A 15,145-nucleotide genomic window follows, 5' to 3' on the forward strand; every position below is an offset into this window, starting at 1 on the left:
CCCGGAATGACGGCTAGAAACCAAGGAAACAAGAAAATGGCTGACGGACTGCGCAAGGGTTTGACGAGTTATGGCGATGCCGGATTTTCGCTGTTCCTGCGCAAGGTCTTCATCAAGGCGATGGGCTATTCGGACGATGCGCTGAGCCGGCCCATTGTCGGCATCACCAATACCTACAGCGACTACAATCCGTGCCACGGCAACGTGCCGCAGATCATCGAGGCGGTGAAGCGCGGCGTGATGCTGTCGGGGGCGATGCCGATGGTGTTCCCGACCATCTCGATCGCGGAGAGTTTTTCGTATCCGACCTCGATGTATCTGCGCAATCTGATGGCGATGGACACCGAGGAGATGATCCGCGCCCAGCCGATGGATGCGGTGGTCGTGATCGGCGGTTGCGACAAGACCTTGCCGGCGCAGATCATGGCTGCGGTCAGCGCCGATTTGCCGACCGTCGTGATCCCGGTGGGTCCGATGGTGGTCGGACATCACAAGGGCGAGGTGCTGGGCGCCTGCACCGATTGCCGTCGGTTGTGGGCCAAACATCGCGCCGGCGAAATCGATCAGGTCGAGATCGAAGCCGTCAGCAACCGGCTGGCGCCGTCGGTCGGCACCTGCATGGTGATGGGCACCGCCAGCACGATGGCCTGCATCACCGAAGCGATGGGCCTGTCGCTGCCGATGAGCGCGACCATTCCCGCACCGCATGCCGAGCGCTTTCGCTCGGCCGAAGCCAGCGGCAAGGTCGCGGCCGAAATGGCCAAGGCGAAGGGGCCCAAGCCCAGCGAGCTGTTGACCAAGGCTTCGTTCCGCAATGCGCAGGTGGTGCTGCAGGCGATCGGTGGCTCGACCAACGGGCTGATCCATCTAACCGCGATTGCCAACCGTACCGAACACCGCATCGATCTCGAAGCCTTCGACAAGCTCGGCCGCGAAGTGCCCGTGCTGATCGATCTCAAGCCGTCGGGCGCGCATTACATGGAGCATTTCCACCATGCCGGTGGCGTGCCGAAACTGATGGCGCAACTCGGCGATCTGCTTGACCTTGACGCGAAGACCATCACCGGCGCCAGCCTGCGCGACGTCGTGGCCGGCGCTGAAGAAGTACCGGGACAGGACGCGATCCGGCCGCGCGACAATCCGATCAAGCCGGAAGGCGCGATGGCGGTGCTGCATGGCAACCTCGCGCCGCGCGGTGCTGTCATCAAGCATTCGGCGGCGAGTCCCAAGCTGTTGCAGCACACCGGCCGCGCCGTGGTGTTCGACTCGGTTGAAGACATGACGCTACGGGTCGACGATCCCGCGCTCGATGTCACCGCCGACGATGTGCTGGTGCTGCGCAATGCCGGCCCGAAGGGCGCGCCGGGGATGCCGGAGGCGGGTTATCTGCCGATCCCGATGAAGATCGCGCGCACCGGCGTCAAGGACATGGTGCGAATTTCGGATGCGCGGATGAGCGGTACGGCGTTCGGCACCATCGTGCTGCACATCACGCCGGAATCCGCCGATGGCGGCCCGCTGGCGCTGGTGAAGAACGGCGACATGATCCGGCTCGATGTCGCCAAGCGCAGTATCGATCTGCTGGTCGATGCGGCCGAACTGGAAAAGCGCCGTGCCGCGCTGCCGGCGCGGACCACACCGGACTGGGCCAAGCGCGGCTACGCGCATCTGTTCAACGAGACCATCCTGCAGGCCGATGAAGGCTGCGATTTCGACTTCATGCGCGGCAAGGGGAAGGGGTAGTCTCGTCCTTCGAGTTAGGTCGGCGTTCGCGCGGCGACCCGGTAAATACACCACCGACCTCATCCTGAGGAGCGCGCTTTTGCGCGCGTCTCGAAGGATGGCCGCGAGTCCGTTCCCCTGCATCCATCCTTCGAGACGCGGCTACGCCGCTCCTCAGGATGAGGGCCCGCGCAAGCGGCTAGCTCTCGGCACACTCCATCTCGCACTTGCGTTGTATCCCCGCGACGCCGTGTTTGATTGACATTCAAACGACCCCGATGGGATGATCTGAAAAAAGATCAAATAAATCATCCAGGGGGAAGCGAAATGGGACATCCGCGAAGGAGGACCGTTGCGGCGATCGCCGCGGCGTCGATGTGGCTCACCGTCGGCGCCGTCGGTGCGCAGGAAGTGAAACATTATCGCTTCGCCTACGATCAGCCGAAGACGACCGGTTATGGAATCGTCGGCGATATCTTCAATGACAAGCTCAAGGCGTTGAGTAAAGGTACCATGGTGATCGACCAGTATCCGGGCGCGCAGCTCGGGCAGGAACCGCAGGTCCTGCAACTGGTGAAATCGGGCGACGTCGAGTTCTGCATTTCATCCTCGGCGAATGCCGCGACGCTGTCGCCGCAGGCCGGCGTGATGTCGATGCATTTCCTGTTTCGTTCCGAAGCGCATCTTGTCAAGGCGCTTGCGGACCCCGAGGTCTCCCGGGCCGTCAAGGGGATGATCGCCGATACCGTGCAGGGCGCCCGCGTCATCGCGCTGTCCACGCTCGGCCTGCGCAACATGTATTCCAAGCGCGAGATCCGCAAAATCGAGGACATGAAGGGCCTCAAGGTGCGGGTGCAGGCGACGCCGACCGAGGACACCATGTTTCCGGCCTACGGCTCCCAGATCGTGCATATGCCGTTCGGCAGCGTCTATACGTCGCTGCAGACCGGCGTGGTCGATGTCGCCGAGAACGGCGTCAACGTCTATCTCGCCAACAAGCATTATGAAGTCGCGCCGGTACTTTCGATCACCGAACACGAGGCCAATAACAGCCTGATCTGGATCAGCGACAAATTGTGGAACAGCCTCACGCCAGAACAGCAAGGCTGGGTGCAGGCCGCCGCCGACGAGGTCAACAGGAACGAGCCGGCCAAAGCGGTCGAACTCGAGCATCAATCGCAGGACAAGCTCAAATCGATCGGGGTCAAGGTTGTCACGGATGTCGACAAGTCAGGCTTTACCGCGATCGCCGACCCCTATCTGGACAAACTCTCCAAAGACCTCGGCCCGCATGCCGAAAAGATCAAGAACCTGATCCGGGCGATCAACTAGGACGGTTCGATCGGCCAAGGCTGCGGTTCTGAGTAAATCAGAACCGCATAGCACGATGGCTGATTGACAATCTTGCAACCCCGATGGGATGATCCGGCAAAATCATAACAGGGGGAAACGGTGAATTATCCGGCAAGAATTATCGGCGGACTCTGTGCGGTTGCGGCCGTCACGTTCGCAGCCAGCGCAGGCGCCCAAGAAACAAAACATTATCGCTTCGCCCACGACCAGCAACTCAATTCCGGCTACAGCATTGCCTACGACATCTTTTCCGCGAAGCTCAAGGAATTGAGCAAGGGCGCGATGCTGGTCGACCAATTTCCCGGCGCGCAGCTCGGGCAGGAGTCGCAGATCCTGCAACTGGTGCGGTCAGGCGATATCGATTTCGCGATCGTCTCATCGGCCAATACCTCGACGATCTCGCCGCAGGCCGGCGTCATGTCGCTGCATTATCTGTTTCGGTCCGACGAACATGACATCAAGGCGCTCGGCGACCAGAAGGTGTTCGAAGCGGTCCGGGACATGATCGACGAAACCGTTCAGGGCATTCATGTGATCGGGCTCGGCACCCAGGGCTTCCGGCACATGTATGGCAAGAAGGAAGTGCACAAGGTCGAGGATCTCAAGGGCTACAAGGTTCGCGTCCAGGCTACCGCGACCGAAGACACGATGTTCGCTGCCTATGGCGCTCAAACCGTGCATATGCCTTTCGGCAGCGTCTATACCTCGCTGCAGACCGGCGTGATGGATTTTGGTGAGAACGCGGTCAACGTCTACCTCATCAACAAGCACTACGAAGTCGCGCCCGTGCTGTCGATGACCGAGCATGAAGCCAACAACGCGATTTTGTGGATCAGCGACAAGCTCTGGCAAAGCCTCAGCGCCGACCAGAAGCAGTGGGTTCAGACGGCGGCGCAGGATGTCAGCACGCAGGAGCCCAAGCGCGCCTTCGATCTGGAGCGTGCGGCAGCCACCAAGCTTGAGAAAATGGGCGTCAAGATCGTGCCCGATGTCGACAAGTCTGGTTTCCAGAAGATCGCCGATCCCTATCTCGACAAGCTCGCCAAGGAACTCGGCCCGCATGCGGACAAGATCAAGACCCTGATCCGGGCGATTAACTGAGGTAGGCAGCCCACGTGTCATCCCGGCGAAAGCCGGGACCCATACGCCGCGGCTTCTCAATGGGGCAATCAGGCCGCGGTCTTCTGCAAACGTAAGCACCGGGGATTATGGGTCCCGGCTTTCGCCGGGACGACGAGAGTTTGGGACGACGGGGAATTAAACGATGACCATCGCCGACAAACTGGTGCTGCAACGGCAGCATCACCTGAAATGGCGGTCGTTCGACAGGCTCGAACTGGTCCTGATGATCATCTGCGGGCTGTTGTGCTTCGGATTTTCGCTGTCGGTGATGTTCGATATCATCACGCGCACGCTCGGTCATCCCTGGCTGTGGCTGCAGGAAGTCACCTCCACGCTGTTTATCTATGCGATCTTCATCGGAACTGCGGTGGCCACCCGCCGTAACGATCACCTGTATCTGACCGCGATCTCCGAGGCGCTGCATGGCACGCCGCGGCTGATCGTCGAGATTATCATCCGCTTTGTGGTGCTCGGCGTGGCGTTCTGCCTGATCTGGTTTGGCTACATCAATTATCTCAGGGGCTTTGGCAGTTTTCGGCTGCCCTCGGGCACGCCGATCGCCTCGCTCTATGCTGTGATTCCGCTGGCCGGAGTGCTGATCGCGCTGTTCACGGTGGAGCAACTGGTCAACGGCATCCGCAATGGCTTCGATCATCCCGAGCCGCCGGAGGAGGATCTTCCGATTCCGCCGGTCGATACCAGCCTCCAGACGAGGGCGCGGCCGTGAGCGCACCCATTGTTCTGGCGCTGATGTCGTTCTGCTTCCTGTTCTTCGGCTATCTCGGCGTGCCCGTACCGTTTTCGCTGATGGCCGGCGTATTCGTCGGTGCGCTTTTGACCGACGTGTCGCTGGCGGCCATCATCCAGAAGATCTTTGACGGCGTGGATTCCGAAGCATTGCTGGCAATACCTTTCTTCTTGCTGGTTGGCGAACTCATGAGTTCGGCGAATGTCGTGGTGCGAATAGCCAATCTGTCGCTGTCGCTGGTCGGGCATATCAGGGGCGGGCTGTCGCAGGTCGTCGTCGTCTTCAGCATGTTCTTCTCGGAGATGTCGGGATCGACCACCGCCGATGTCGCGGTCATGAGCCGCGCGCTGGGCGGACCGATGAAGCGGGAAGGCTACAGCCCCGCCTTTATCGCGGCGATCATCGCATCTGCCTCCACCATCGCCGCTCTGGTGCCGCCGAGCATCACCGCGGTGGTCTATGGCGCCGTTGGCAACGTCTCGATTGCAGGACTGTTCATGGCCGGCGTGGTGCCGGGGCTGATGATCGGCTTCGGCCTGATGATCTATTGCTATTTCTTCGGGCCCTCCGGGATGCGCAAGCCGCGCGCGCCGTTCCGCCAGATCGCGTTCGCGACCGCGGATGCCGCACTGCCGCTGATGATCCCCGTGATTCTGCTCGGCGGCATTCTCACTGGCTGGTTTACGCCGACCGAAGCCGGCGTGGTTGCGGTGGTCTGGATCATCGCGATCGTGATCCCCGCGCTCAATCGCGGGCACCTTAGGAAAATCCCCTACGACTTCTGCTTGGCCGGGCTGATCTTCTCACTGCCGCTGATCACCATCGGCGCCGCCAACGCGTTTGGCTGGATGCTGGCCTATCTGCGCGGCGCCATCGTGATCGCCGACTGGATCACTTCGATCGCCGGCAATGATCCGCAATATATGATGCTGCTGCTGGTGCTGCTGTTCACTGTCGTGGGCGATTTCATCGAGCCGGTACCGACCATCATCATCTTCATGCCGCTGGTGAATGCGCTGACGCAAGCCGGCGACATCAATGGCGTCCATATGGGCGTAGTGCTGATCGCCACGCTGGCGTTCGGCCTGATCACGCCGCCGTATGGTTTGGTGCTGCTGATGGCCTCGAAATTCGTCGGCGTCAGTTTCGGTAAAGCGCTAAGGGCGGCATTGCCGATCTATGTGGTGTTCCTGGCCACCATCACGTTTACGATCTATTTTCCGAAGGTGGTGCTGTGGCTGCCGAAGCACATCATTCCGGAATCGGTGGGGTGCTTCAAATCGCCGGCCGGGACCGGGTATATTTGCCCGAATTGATCTCATCATCACAACACGTCGTCCCGGCGAATGCCGGGACGACGTGTGGAGAAATCCGGCCCTACTTCCCCTTGCTCGTGAATTTCTTCACCGCGACGCGAAACTCATCGGTGTGCATGGCGTCGATGATCTTCTCTTCTTCGGCATCGAGCTGCTGCCGGGTCGGGGTGACGGTGGCCTGGTAGACCAACGATTTGGTGCCGCCGATCGCACTTGGCGGATTTTGCGCCAGCCGTTCGGCGAATTGCCGCGTCGCGGCCTTGAGCTCTGCTGCCGGAACCACCTTGGCAACCAGGCCCCACTCCTGTGCCTGCTGTGCTGAGAAATTATCCTCGGCCAGAAATATCTGCAGCGCGCGGCGGGTTCCGACCGTGCCGACGATACCGACAGTGCTGCCGCCGTCAGGCGAGACGCCGATTTTCGCATAGGCGGGCGTGAAGCGGGCGTCTTCGGCCGCGATGCAGAGATCGGCGACAAAGGCGAGGCCCATGCCGGCGCCGGCAGCGGAACCGTGGACGCTGGACAGCACGATCTTCGGCATCCGCCTGATGGTTTCGATGAAGGCGTGATAATGCTTGAGCAGTTCGCCGACCACGGGCGCAATGGTGTCTGCCTCGGCCGCAGCCCCGATGGTCTGCAGATCGCCGCCGGCGCTGAACGCGCGTCCCACGCCTTCGATCACCAGCACGCGAATATCCTCATTGGCCTCGACCTCGGCGCCGAGTTGTTCCAGCTTCCTGGCGATTTCAAGATTGATCGAGTTGAAGGCGGCCGGCCGGTTGAGCGTGATGGTGGCGATCGGGCCTTCGATCCGAAGCAGCGCGGGATCGTCGGGCAGGGAGGTCGTGTGCGTGGGCGTGTCCATGGCCATAGCTCCCAAGTTAATGGCTCCCAAGTTTAAGGAGATCGTTGGGCAGTTAAATAGCACAAGGCAAGAGGTGACAATGGCAGGCGAAGTCTGCAAAATGCAAACAAATGGAGAAGCAAGCGTCTTGAGCATGGAGCAGGGAACTGTCCTTATCGTCGGCGCCGGCCATGCCGGCTTCCAGGTTGCCGTGTCGTTGCGCCAGCATGGCTATGCCGGCCGCATCGGCCTGATCAATGATGAAGCGCATCTGCCCTATCAACGGCCGCCGCTGTCAAAGGCCTATCTGAAGGGCACCGGCGGTCCCGACAGCCTGATGTTCCGGCCGGATAAATTCTACCGCGACCAGAACGTCGAGTTGATCGGCGAACGCGCCGTCGCGATCGATCGCGCCGCACGCCGGCTGCTGTGTGCTTCCGGCGCATCGCTGGAATATGCGCATCTGGTGCTGGCCACCGGCGCGCGCAACCGGATGCTCGATATTCCGAACGCCAACCTGCCTGATGTGCGCTATCTGCGCACCCTCGACGAAAGCGACACGTTGCGGCAGCGCATGACTTCGGCAAAGCATGTCGTGGTGGTCGGCGCGGGCTTCATCGGCCTCGAATTCGCCGCCACGGCGCGGGCCAAAGGGCTTGAAGTGGATGTGATCGAACTCGGCGCGCGCGTGATGGCGCGCGCGGTCACGGCTGAAATCTCGGAATTCTTTCAGGCGCGGCACACCGAGGCCGGCATTCGCCTTCATCTGGGGGTGCAGACCACCAGTATCGAGAGTGATGGCAAGGATGTCACCGGCGTCAGTCTCAGCGATGGCCGCCACGTGCCGGCCGATCTGGTCGTGGTCGGCGTCGGGGTGTTGCCCAATATCGAACTCGCGGCGGAAGCCGGCTTACCCGTTGCGGCCGGCATCATCGTCAATGAGCAATTGCTCACTGCAGATCCGAATATCTCTGCGATCGGCGATTGCGCGCTGTTCGAAAGCCCGCGCTTTGGCGGATCGCTGCGGCTAGAATCCGTGCAGAACGCCACCGATCAGGCGCGCTGCGTCGCGGCGCGCTTGACCGGCGACGCCAAAACCTATGACGGCCTGCCGTGGTTCTGGAGCGATCAGGGCGACGACAAGCTGCAGATCGCCGGCCTGACCACCGGATATGACCGCGTCGTGGTGCGCGGCGACCGCGCGCAGCGATCATTCTCGGCGTTCTGCTACAAGGCCGGACAACTCGTCGGCATCGAGTCGATCAACCGTGCCGGGGATCACGTGTTCGGCCGAAAAATTCTCGGGCTGAACCGCTCGATTGAGCCGGAACAGGCGGCGGATTTGAGTTTCGATTTGAAGGCGGCGTTGGCGTAAAGCCCACCGTTGTCGTCCCGGCCTTGAGCCGGACCCATACGCCCCGCGGCCCCTCGTTCAAGAACGCTGTTGGACGACTTTCGCGCAACCCAGCGTCCTGTGGCTATGGGTCCCGGCTCAAGGCCGGGACGACGCGTGGGGGTGGTCGGGCGTCGGTATCGACGACGAGCAACCTAATCCCAAAATTCCTTCTTGCGCCCGATCTGAAATTCCTGCTTGACGGTATCGATGTCGGCAAGCGTCGGTAATCCGGCCTCGTTGCCGAGGCGCTGGATCTTGTAGGTCGAGGCCGCGCGCGCGAATTCGAAATGATCGTGCCAGGCTTTGCCGGGATTGCTTAGGTAAGAATAGACATAGGCACCGTGGAATACGTCGCCGGCGCCGTTGGTGTCGATCACGCGCTCGCGTGCGATCGGTAGCGCGGGCATGGTACGAACCGCGCCCGCTTCGTTGTACCAGAGCAGGCCTTTTTCGCCTTGCGTAACGCCGCCGACCTTGCACCCGCGGCTCTTGAGATAGTCGAGCATCTTTTCCGGCGTGAGGTCCATTTGTTCGCACAGCCGCTCGGCGACGATCGCGACGTCGATGAATTCCAGCAGCTCGTGGGTGTTGGTGCGAAGGCCGCCGCCGTCGAGCGAGGTCAGGATGCCGGCTTCGCGGCAGAGTTTCGCGTAATGGATCGCGGCATCCGGCTGGTGACCGTCGACATGCAGCGCACGGCAGCCGCCGAGGTTCAGCAGCGGGAAGGGATGGATATGCTCGTCGTCGCGGCAGCGCACGATGGCGCGCTTGCCGTCCTTCGGCATGATGAAGGACAGCGACGAGGCATTGACCTTGCGCGGATGGACCGAGATTCCGTATTTGGCGCACATGTCCTGAAACATCCGGCCGAGCCAGTCATTGGCGACCGTGGCGACAAGGTCCGGAACAATGCCGAGTTTGGCGCAGCAAAATGCCGCCGTGACGGCGTTGCCGCCGAACGATACCGCATAGTCCCTGGCGACATGCTTCTCGTCGCCGGTCGGCATGTGGTCGGTAATGAAGACAACGTCGATGTAGGTTTGTCCGATGAAAAGGGCCTGCATAATTTGTCCGTCATGCGCTGATGGTGGTCCCGGCGGCGCCCCACACTAGCACCGGTTGTCCCCGAAGCTTCGCTAAAATTATTCGCAAAGCTGCCTGCTTAATCGCTTGAGATGCCGCTGAGGCGGGACTAGGACCGTCCCGGGGCTCATCGCGCGTGCCGCGCCGGTCGAACGGCCTGCGGCCGGTGTGAGTTCCTGAGAGACCAAGGGGCGGGAACGATGACGGTTTATTTCAGTCCGGGGCTGTTGTCGTGATCACCGGGCTCGACCACGTCGTCGTTCTGGTTCGCGATATTGCGGCGGGTGCCACGGCCTACGAGACGCTGCTGGCACGCGCGCCGGCCTGGCGAAGCTCCGGCGATGGCGCCGACCGTGTGCTGTTCACCCTCGATAACATGACCGTTGAACTGATGGCGCCCAGCGGCGACGGCGCGGCCGCGAACCGGATTCGCGAAGTCATCGCCGAGCAGGGCGAGGGATTGGCCAGCATCGCTTTTCGTACCAACGATATCGCGAAAATGCACCGCCGGCTCGACCGGCTGGCGCTGAAGCCTGAGCCGGTTACGCAAGCTGAAAGCCGCGATACGATATCGGGTGGAATGCTTTCGTGGCGACGAACCCGCGCGGCGACATCGGCCACGCGCGGGGTGCGGTTGTTTTTTCTGGAGCTGGCCGGAGAACGCCCGCTCTCGACGCCGTCAGCCGCCGCGCCGATCACCGCGCTGGATCATGTCGTGATCTCGACCGGTGACCCCGAGCGTGCTGCGGCGCTGTACGGTGCGCGGCTGGGGCTCGATATGGCGCTCGACCGGTCGCATTCCGATTGGGGTCAGTTGATGTTCTTTCGCTGCGGCGATCTCATCGTTGAAATCGTGCATCGGCCTGGCGATCAACCTGTAGACAAGACGCGCGATCGTCTCTGGGGATTGAGCTGGCGCATCGCCGATATCGACGCGACACGGGCGCGGCTGTTGTCCGCTGGCGTCGATGTGTCGGATGTGCGCGCCGGACGCAAGCCGGGCACCCGCGTATTGACGGTGCGCAGCGGCACCTGCGGCATTCCGACGCTGCTGGTGGAACGCTCGGCGCGGCCGGCGAGCTGATGGTTCGAGACGCGCGGCGTTGCCGCGCTCCTCACCATGAGGGTTTGGAGGACCTCATCCTGAGGAGCGGCCTCTTGGCCGCGTCTCGAAGGATGAAGCCGCCGGGCGCAAATGCTTCAGGCATCCACACCGACCACGTCCGCGACATGCTTCACGCCATCGCGTGACAATAACTGCGTCAGCCCCATCGTGATCCGGCGAACGACATTGGGGCCCTGACAGATCAGCGAAAAGCCGAGACCGGCGAGGGCTGATATTGCCGAGCCGCTTTTGTCGAAGCCGGCGGCAAGCCCGATCGGAGATGGAAAGCGAAGCCCGGCCACGTCGATCGCGAGCCTGCCATCATCGATGCACGTTGCCGCGCGGATCGCAGGCGCGGCCCAGCCGAGACGCGCGCCGGCGGCAATCGCCAGATGATGCGCGGTTTCCGGATCGAGCCGGAACGCAAGCGGGCGGATAAGGTTTGAATAGATCATGGTGATTGGATCATAACCACTCGGGTATTCCCGGCGCTACCGCCAATCCGGTCTTTCGTCATTGCGAGGAGCGCCAGCGACGAAGCGATCCAGACTTGCTTTGAGGCCCATGGATTGCTTCGCTCCGCTCGCAATGACGGCCGATGGATTTGCTTTATTCTCAAACCGCGTTTCGCGTGCTACACGCGAAGCCCTGTTTTCCTGCTGTCGAATGATTGGTTTTTCGATCTTGGCCAAGACAAAGCGAATTCTGAAATGGCAGCGCGATCCCGAAGGCATGCGGCTTCGCATTCTCGAGGCTGCAAAGCAGGAGTTTGCCGCCCATGGCATTGCCGGGGCGCGGGTCGACCGGATCGCGGCCAAGGCCGGCGCCAACAAGCGCATGCTGTATTATCACGTCGGCAAGAAGGACGAGCTCTATCTCGCGGTGCTGGAAGGCGCCTATGAGAAAATCCGCGTCGAGGAACGGAGTCTCGATCTGGAACACCTCGATCCCCCCAAGGCAATCGCGCGTCTGATCGACTTCACCTGGAATTATTTTATCCGTAACCCCGAGTTCCTGGCGCTGCTCAATACCGAGAACATGGCGCGGGCGCGCTACCTCAAGCGTTCCACCAAGGTCAAATCGATGCACTCGCCGTTCGTGGAGATGATCAGCACGGTAGTGAAGCGTGGCGTCGAGAGCGGCGACTTCGTGGTGAATGTCGACCCGATACAACTCTATATTTCGATCGCGGCCTTGTGCTTCTTCTACCTGTCGAACAGCGCCACCCTGAGCGTGATTTTCGGCCGCGATCTCTTAAGCGAAGACGCCAGGGATGAACGCCTCGAGCACATGATCGCGCTGGTATTGGCGGCTTTGACTGGAAAATCCATGGCGGTTTTTGGCAAGCAAAAGGCGCCGAAGCTGCGTGTGGCGGCACATTCTGGCGTGGGGTGAGGGGGCTGATCCGCCGGCCTTTAAGCTGTCATTCCGGGGCGCGCGGCAGCGCGAACCCGGAATCTCGAGATTCCGGGTTCGATGCTTTGCATCGCCCCGGAATGACGGGAGTTTGTTCGCAGGGACGGATGCGTCGTGGCCGCATGCTAACTGAGCCATTCTGCCCATTGAGGCCCTAGACAGTATTTATCCAACGGGTTAATTAATACCCGAAGAAACGATAATAAGGGAGAGAAGCGTGGCCGAACCAACGGGCCTCGGAAACGTATCGAAGGCGCTGAATGCGGCCTGGATTCGTCCGTTTTTGTTCCTGATTTTCATCGTGGTGGCCTGGGACGTGACGATCCGGTTGTTCCGGATTCCGCCCTATCAGATCCCCGCGCCGGGCGATGTCATCGCCGTGCTATGGCAGGACTGGCCGGAACTGGCGCGGCAATCCTGGCCGACCACCTATGCGACCCTGTGCGGCTTTCTGCTCTCGGCGGTGTTCGGCATTCCCCTAGCGATGCTGATCGCAGGATCGAAGACGGTGGAAAGCTATGTCTATCCGCTATTGGTATTCTCGCAATCGGTGCCGAAGGTCGCGATCGCGCCGCTGTTCGTGGTCTGGTTCGGCTTCGGAATCATTCCGAAAGTGATCGCGGCGTTTCTGCTCGGGTTCTTTCCGGTGGTGGTGTCGGCCGTGCAGGGATTCAAATCGGTCGATCCTGATATGGTCGATCTGGCGCGGGCGATGCAGGGCAGCCGCTTCCAGGTGTTTTGCGCAGTCAATTTGCCGCACGCAATGCCGGCGATCTTTTCAGGGCTGAAAGTTTCGGTGACGCTGGCCGTGGTAGGCGCCGTGGTCGGTGAGTTCGTCGGCTCCAATTCGGGCATCGGCTATGTGCTGCAACGCTCGATCGGGACGTTCGACCTGCCGACCATGTTTGCGGCCCTGGTGATCCTGGCGTTGCTCGGCGTCGTGCTGTTCTGGATCGTCGACCGGATCGAACGCCTTGTGATTCCCTGGCATGTCAGCCAACGTCAGGACATTGTTATCGCCGCATAGACGGCCAACGAAAAGCGGCCCGCAAAGGGCCGCAGTAAAACCAGCGGGAGGGATGACATGGTGCGATTGATAGCAGGGCTTGCGGTAGCGCTGATCTGGACGGCGCTGGCGGTGGCCCCGGCAAGTGCTGCGGACAAGGTGGTGCTGATGCTCAACTGGTATGTCTATGGCGAGCATGCGCCGTTCTATTACGGCAAGGCCAAGGGCCTTTATGCGGCAGAAAATATCGATCTCGAGATTCAGGAAGGCCGCGGCTCGGCGGCGACCACCCAGGCCGTCACCGCCAAGACCGCCGACTTTGGCTATGTCGATATCCCGACCATGATGCGCGCCGCGGTCAAGGGCGCGCCTGTGATTGCGACCGGTGTGCTGCTGCAGACCAGCCCGATGTCGGCGATGGGGTTTGTCGACAAGAACATCAGGAAGCCCGAGGACATCAAGGGCAAGACCGTGGCGATTACGCCGGCGGATTCGATGACGCAGATCTGGCCGCTGTTTCTGAAAAAGACCGGCGTCAAGGAAAGCGAATTCACAACCGTGGCCGGCGACGGCCAGACCAAGCTCAACGCCGTCATCAACGGACAGGCGGATCTGCTGCTGGGTTACGTGATGGACCAGTCGATGAAGATCAAGGACGCTACCGGCAAGGATGTCTATCCGATCAAGTTCGCCGACTACGGCATCCACATGGTCTCGTCAGGCATCATTGCCAATTCGGACTACGCCAAGGCCAATGCGGACCTCGTGAAGCGCTTCATGGCTGCGACCACCAAAGCCGTAGAAGCCGCGGAGAAGGATCCGAAGGGGGCTGCGCAGTCGATCCTCGACGCCAATCCGAAGGGCGGCAAGATCGATACGCTCACGCAGGGTTTTGAGCTGACGATCCCGCTCTATCGCACGCCCGAAACCAAGGACAAGCGGCCGTTCCAGGTGACCGATCAGAACATGACCGACACTGTCAACCTGATGGTCGAATATGGCGGGCTCGACGCCAAGGCCAAGGACAATCCGAAGGCGTTTTACAGCAATGATTATCTGCCGAAGTGACTTCCCGTCATTGCGAGCGCAGCGAAGCAATCCATACAGCGAGGAAGTTGGATTGCTTCGTCGCTTTGCTCCTCGCAATGACGACTCCTTGATACCTAACGGAAACGCGTAAATGAACGCAGTAACCAAAACAGGCACTAATCCTGCCGCCGCGCATCTTCGCGTCGTGTCCGACCGCGGTGCGAGCAGCACGCCGGGCATTCAGCTCTCCGGCGTGTCGAAAACCTATCGCTCGCGCGACGGCGATGTGCCGTCGCTGCGGCCGCTGGATTTTCACATCAATTCCGGCGAGTTCTTTGTCGTGGTCGGCCCGTCCGGCTGCGGCAAGTCAACGCTTCTCAAGATGATCTCGGGATTGCTGCCGCCATCGACCGGCGAGATTCATGTCGAGGGCGAGCCGGTGACGACGCCGCACGGCAATGTCGGCATCGTGTTCCAGAACTCGCTGCTGCTGCCGTGGCGCAACATCCTCAACAACGTCATGTTGCCGATCGACATGAAGCGGCTGCCGCGCCAGGAATATCTGGCTCGGGCGAAGGCGCTGTTGAAACTGGTCGGGCTCGAAGGTTTCGAGAAGAAGCTGCCCTGGCAATTGTCGGGCGGCATGCAGCAGCGCGCCTCGATCTGCCGCGCGCTGGTGCACGATCCCAAGATCATGCTGATGGACGAGCCGTTCGGTGCGCTCGACGCGATGACGCGCGAGCGCATGAATGTCGAGCTAATGCGGATCCAGCGCGAAACCGGCAAGACCGTGCTGCTGATCACCCATTCGATCCCGGAAGCCGTGTTCCTCGCCGACCGCGTGCTGGTCATGACCGAACGGCCGGGCTCGATCGCGGCGATCTATGACGTGCCGCTGCCGCGGCCGCGTTCGCTCGACGTGATGTCCGATCCGGTCTTCACTGAACTGGTGCAACGCATTCGCAAGCACTTCTTCACCCAAAGCGCGCTGGATTGAGGCTTAAC

General features: G+C 61.2%; 14 protein-coding genes. 11 read left to right on the plus strand and 3 right to left on the minus strand.

Annotated elements, in window-relative coordinates; genetic code table 11:
* The first annotated feature begins 36 nt into the window (after positions 1 to 36).
* The 5 genes from HB676_RS04805 (at position 37) to HB676_RS04825 (ending at position 6,261) form a co-directional block, all read left to right on the plus strand.
* A complete protein-coding gene (locus tag HB676_RS04805; RefSeq protein ID WP_213736520.1) occupies positions 37 to 1,743 on the plus strand; it encodes an IlvD/Edd family dehydratase in 1,707 nt (568 codons plus the stop codon).
* Positions 1,744 to 2,097: 354 nt separating this feature from the next.
* Entirely contained in the window at positions 2,098 to 3,054 is a 957-nt protein-coding gene (locus HB676_RS04810; protein WP_249780075.1) for a TRAP transporter substrate-binding protein, read from the plus strand.
* A gap of 120 nt (positions 3,055 to 3,174) precedes the next feature.
* Positions 3,175 to 4,176, plus strand: a complete 1,002-nt coding sequence (locus tag HB676_RS04815) for a TRAP transporter substrate-binding protein DctP (RefSeq protein WP_213736522.1) — start codon at positions 3,175 to 3,177, stop codon at positions 4,174 to 4,176.
* A gap of 163 nt (positions 4,177 to 4,339) precedes the next feature.
* On the plus strand, positions 4,340 to 4,924 hold the full coding sequence (locus tag HB676_RS04820) for a TRAP transporter small permease (protein WP_213736523.1): 585 nt from the start codon (positions 4,340 to 4,342) through the stop codon (positions 4,922 to 4,924).
* Positions 4,921 to 6,261, plus strand: a complete 1,341-nt coding sequence (locus tag HB676_RS04825; protein ID WP_213736524.1) for a TRAP transporter large permease subunit — start codon at positions 4,921 to 4,923, stop codon at positions 6,259 to 6,261. The genes HB676_RS04820 and HB676_RS04825 overlap by 4 nt, the downstream gene beginning before the upstream one ends.
* Before the next feature lie 61 nt (positions 6,262 to 6,322).
* Here HB676_RS04825 and HB676_RS04830 read toward each other — a convergent pair whose 3' ends face one another.
* A complete protein-coding gene (locus HB676_RS04830) occupies positions 6,323 to 7,126 on the minus strand; it encodes an enoyl-CoA hydratase/isomerase family protein (RefSeq protein WP_213736525.1) in 804 nt (267 codons plus the stop codon).
* Between the two features lie 133 nt (positions 7,127 to 7,259).
* Here HB676_RS04830 and HB676_RS04835 point away from each other — a divergent pair, with 133 nt between their 5' ends.
* Positions 7,260 to 8,480 (plus strand): FAD-dependent oxidoreductase, encoded by a 1,221-nt coding sequence (locus tag HB676_RS04835; RefSeq protein WP_213736614.1) that lies wholly within the window; start codon positions 7,260 to 7,262, stop codon positions 8,478 to 8,480.
* A 173-nt stretch (positions 8,481 to 8,653) separates the two neighbouring features.
* On the opposite strand, the gene HB676_RS04840 is transcribed toward HB676_RS04835, so the two are convergent.
* A complete protein-coding gene (locus tag HB676_RS04840) occupies positions 8,654 to 9,565 on the minus strand; it encodes a sugar kinase (protein WP_213736526.1) in 912 nt (303 codons plus the stop codon).
* Between the two features lie 251 nt (positions 9,566 to 9,816).
* Here HB676_RS04840 and HB676_RS04845 point away from each other — a divergent pair, with 251 nt between their 5' ends.
* Positions 9,817 to 10,668 (plus strand): VOC family protein, encoded by an 852-nt coding sequence (locus HB676_RS04845; RefSeq protein ID WP_213736527.1) that lies wholly within the window; start codon positions 9,817 to 9,819, stop codon positions 10,666 to 10,668.
* Between the two features lie 116 nt (positions 10,669 to 10,784).
* Here HB676_RS04845 and HB676_RS04850 read toward each other — a convergent pair whose 3' ends face one another.
* Positions 10,785 to 11,144: a hypothetical protein gene (locus tag HB676_RS04850; protein ID WP_213736528.1), complete on the minus strand. Its 360-nt coding sequence runs from the start codon at positions 11,142 to 11,144 to the stop codon at positions 10,785 to 10,787.
* Between the two features lie 229 nt (positions 11,145 to 11,373).
* Here HB676_RS04850 and HB676_RS04855 point away from each other — a divergent pair, with 229 nt between their 5' ends.
* The 4 genes from HB676_RS04855 to HB676_RS04870 all read left to right on the plus strand — a co-directional run bounded on the left by HB676_RS04855 (position 11,374) and on the right by HB676_RS04870 (position 15,137).
* The gene (locus HB676_RS04855) at positions 11,374 to 12,084 is read left to right on the plus strand and encodes a TetR/AcrR family transcriptional regulator (RefSeq protein ID WP_213736529.1); all 711 of its coding nucleotides are present in this window, start codon (positions 11,374 to 11,376) and stop codon (positions 12,082 to 12,084) included.
* A 238-nt stretch (positions 12,085 to 12,322) separates the two neighbouring features.
* Positions 12,323 to 13,132, plus strand: coding sequence for an ABC transporter permease subunit (locus tag HB676_RS04860; RefSeq protein WP_213736530.1), 810 nt, complete (start codon positions 12,323 to 12,325; stop codon positions 13,130 to 13,132).
* A 57-nt stretch (positions 13,133 to 13,189) separates the two neighbouring features.
* Positions 13,190 to 14,179, plus strand: coding sequence for an ABC transporter substrate-binding protein (locus HB676_RS04865; protein WP_213736531.1), 990 nt, complete (start codon positions 13,190 to 13,192; stop codon positions 14,177 to 14,179).
* A 112-nt stretch (positions 14,180 to 14,291) separates the two neighbouring features.
* A complete protein-coding gene (locus HB676_RS04870) occupies positions 14,292 to 15,137 on the plus strand; it encodes an ABC transporter ATP-binding protein (protein WP_213736532.1) in 846 nt (281 codons plus the stop codon).
* The last annotated feature ends 8 nt before the right edge of the window (positions 15,138 to 15,145 follow it).

Origin of the sequence: Bradyrhizobium sp. dw_411 (assembly GCF_018449695.1) — a bacterium.
Taxonomy (GTDB): Bacteria; Pseudomonadota; Alphaproteobacteria; order Rhizobiales; family Xanthobacteraceae; genus Bradyrhizobium.

Coding starts and splice junctions, on each gene's coding strand:
- HB676_RS04805 (WP_213736520.1), top strand. CDS start 37: ATGGCTGACGGACTGCGCAAGGGTTTGACGAGTTATGGCGATGCCGGA.
- HB676_RS04810 (WP_249780075.1), top strand. CDS start 2,098: ATGTGGCTCACCGTCGGCGCCGTCGGTGCGCAGGAAGTGAAACATTAT.
- HB676_RS04820 (WP_213736523.1), top strand. CDS start 4,340: ATGACCATCGCCGACAAACTGGTGCTGCAACGGCAGCATCACCTGAAA.
- HB676_RS04830 (WP_213736525.1), bottom strand. CDS start 7,126: ATGGACACGCCCACGCACACGACCTCCCTGCCCGACGATCCCGCGCTG.
- HB676_RS04835 (WP_213736614.1), top strand. CDS start 7,260: ATGGAGCAGGGAACTGTCCTTATCGTCGGCGCCGGCCATGCCGGCTTC.
- HB676_RS04840 (WP_213736526.1), bottom strand. CDS start 9,565: ATGCAGGCCCTTTTCATCGGACAAACCTACATCGACGTTGTCTTCATT.
- HB676_RS04850 (WP_213736528.1), bottom strand. CDS start 11,144: ATGATCTATTCAAACCTTATCCGCCCGCTTGCGTTCCGGCTCGATCCG.
- HB676_RS04865 (WP_213736531.1), top strand. CDS start 13,190: ATGGTGCGATTGATAGCAGGGCTTGCGGTAGCGCTGATCTGGACGGCG.
- HB676_RS04870 (WP_213736532.1), top strand. CDS start 14,292: ATGAACGCAGTAACCAAAACAGGCACTAATCCTGCCGCCGCGCATCTT.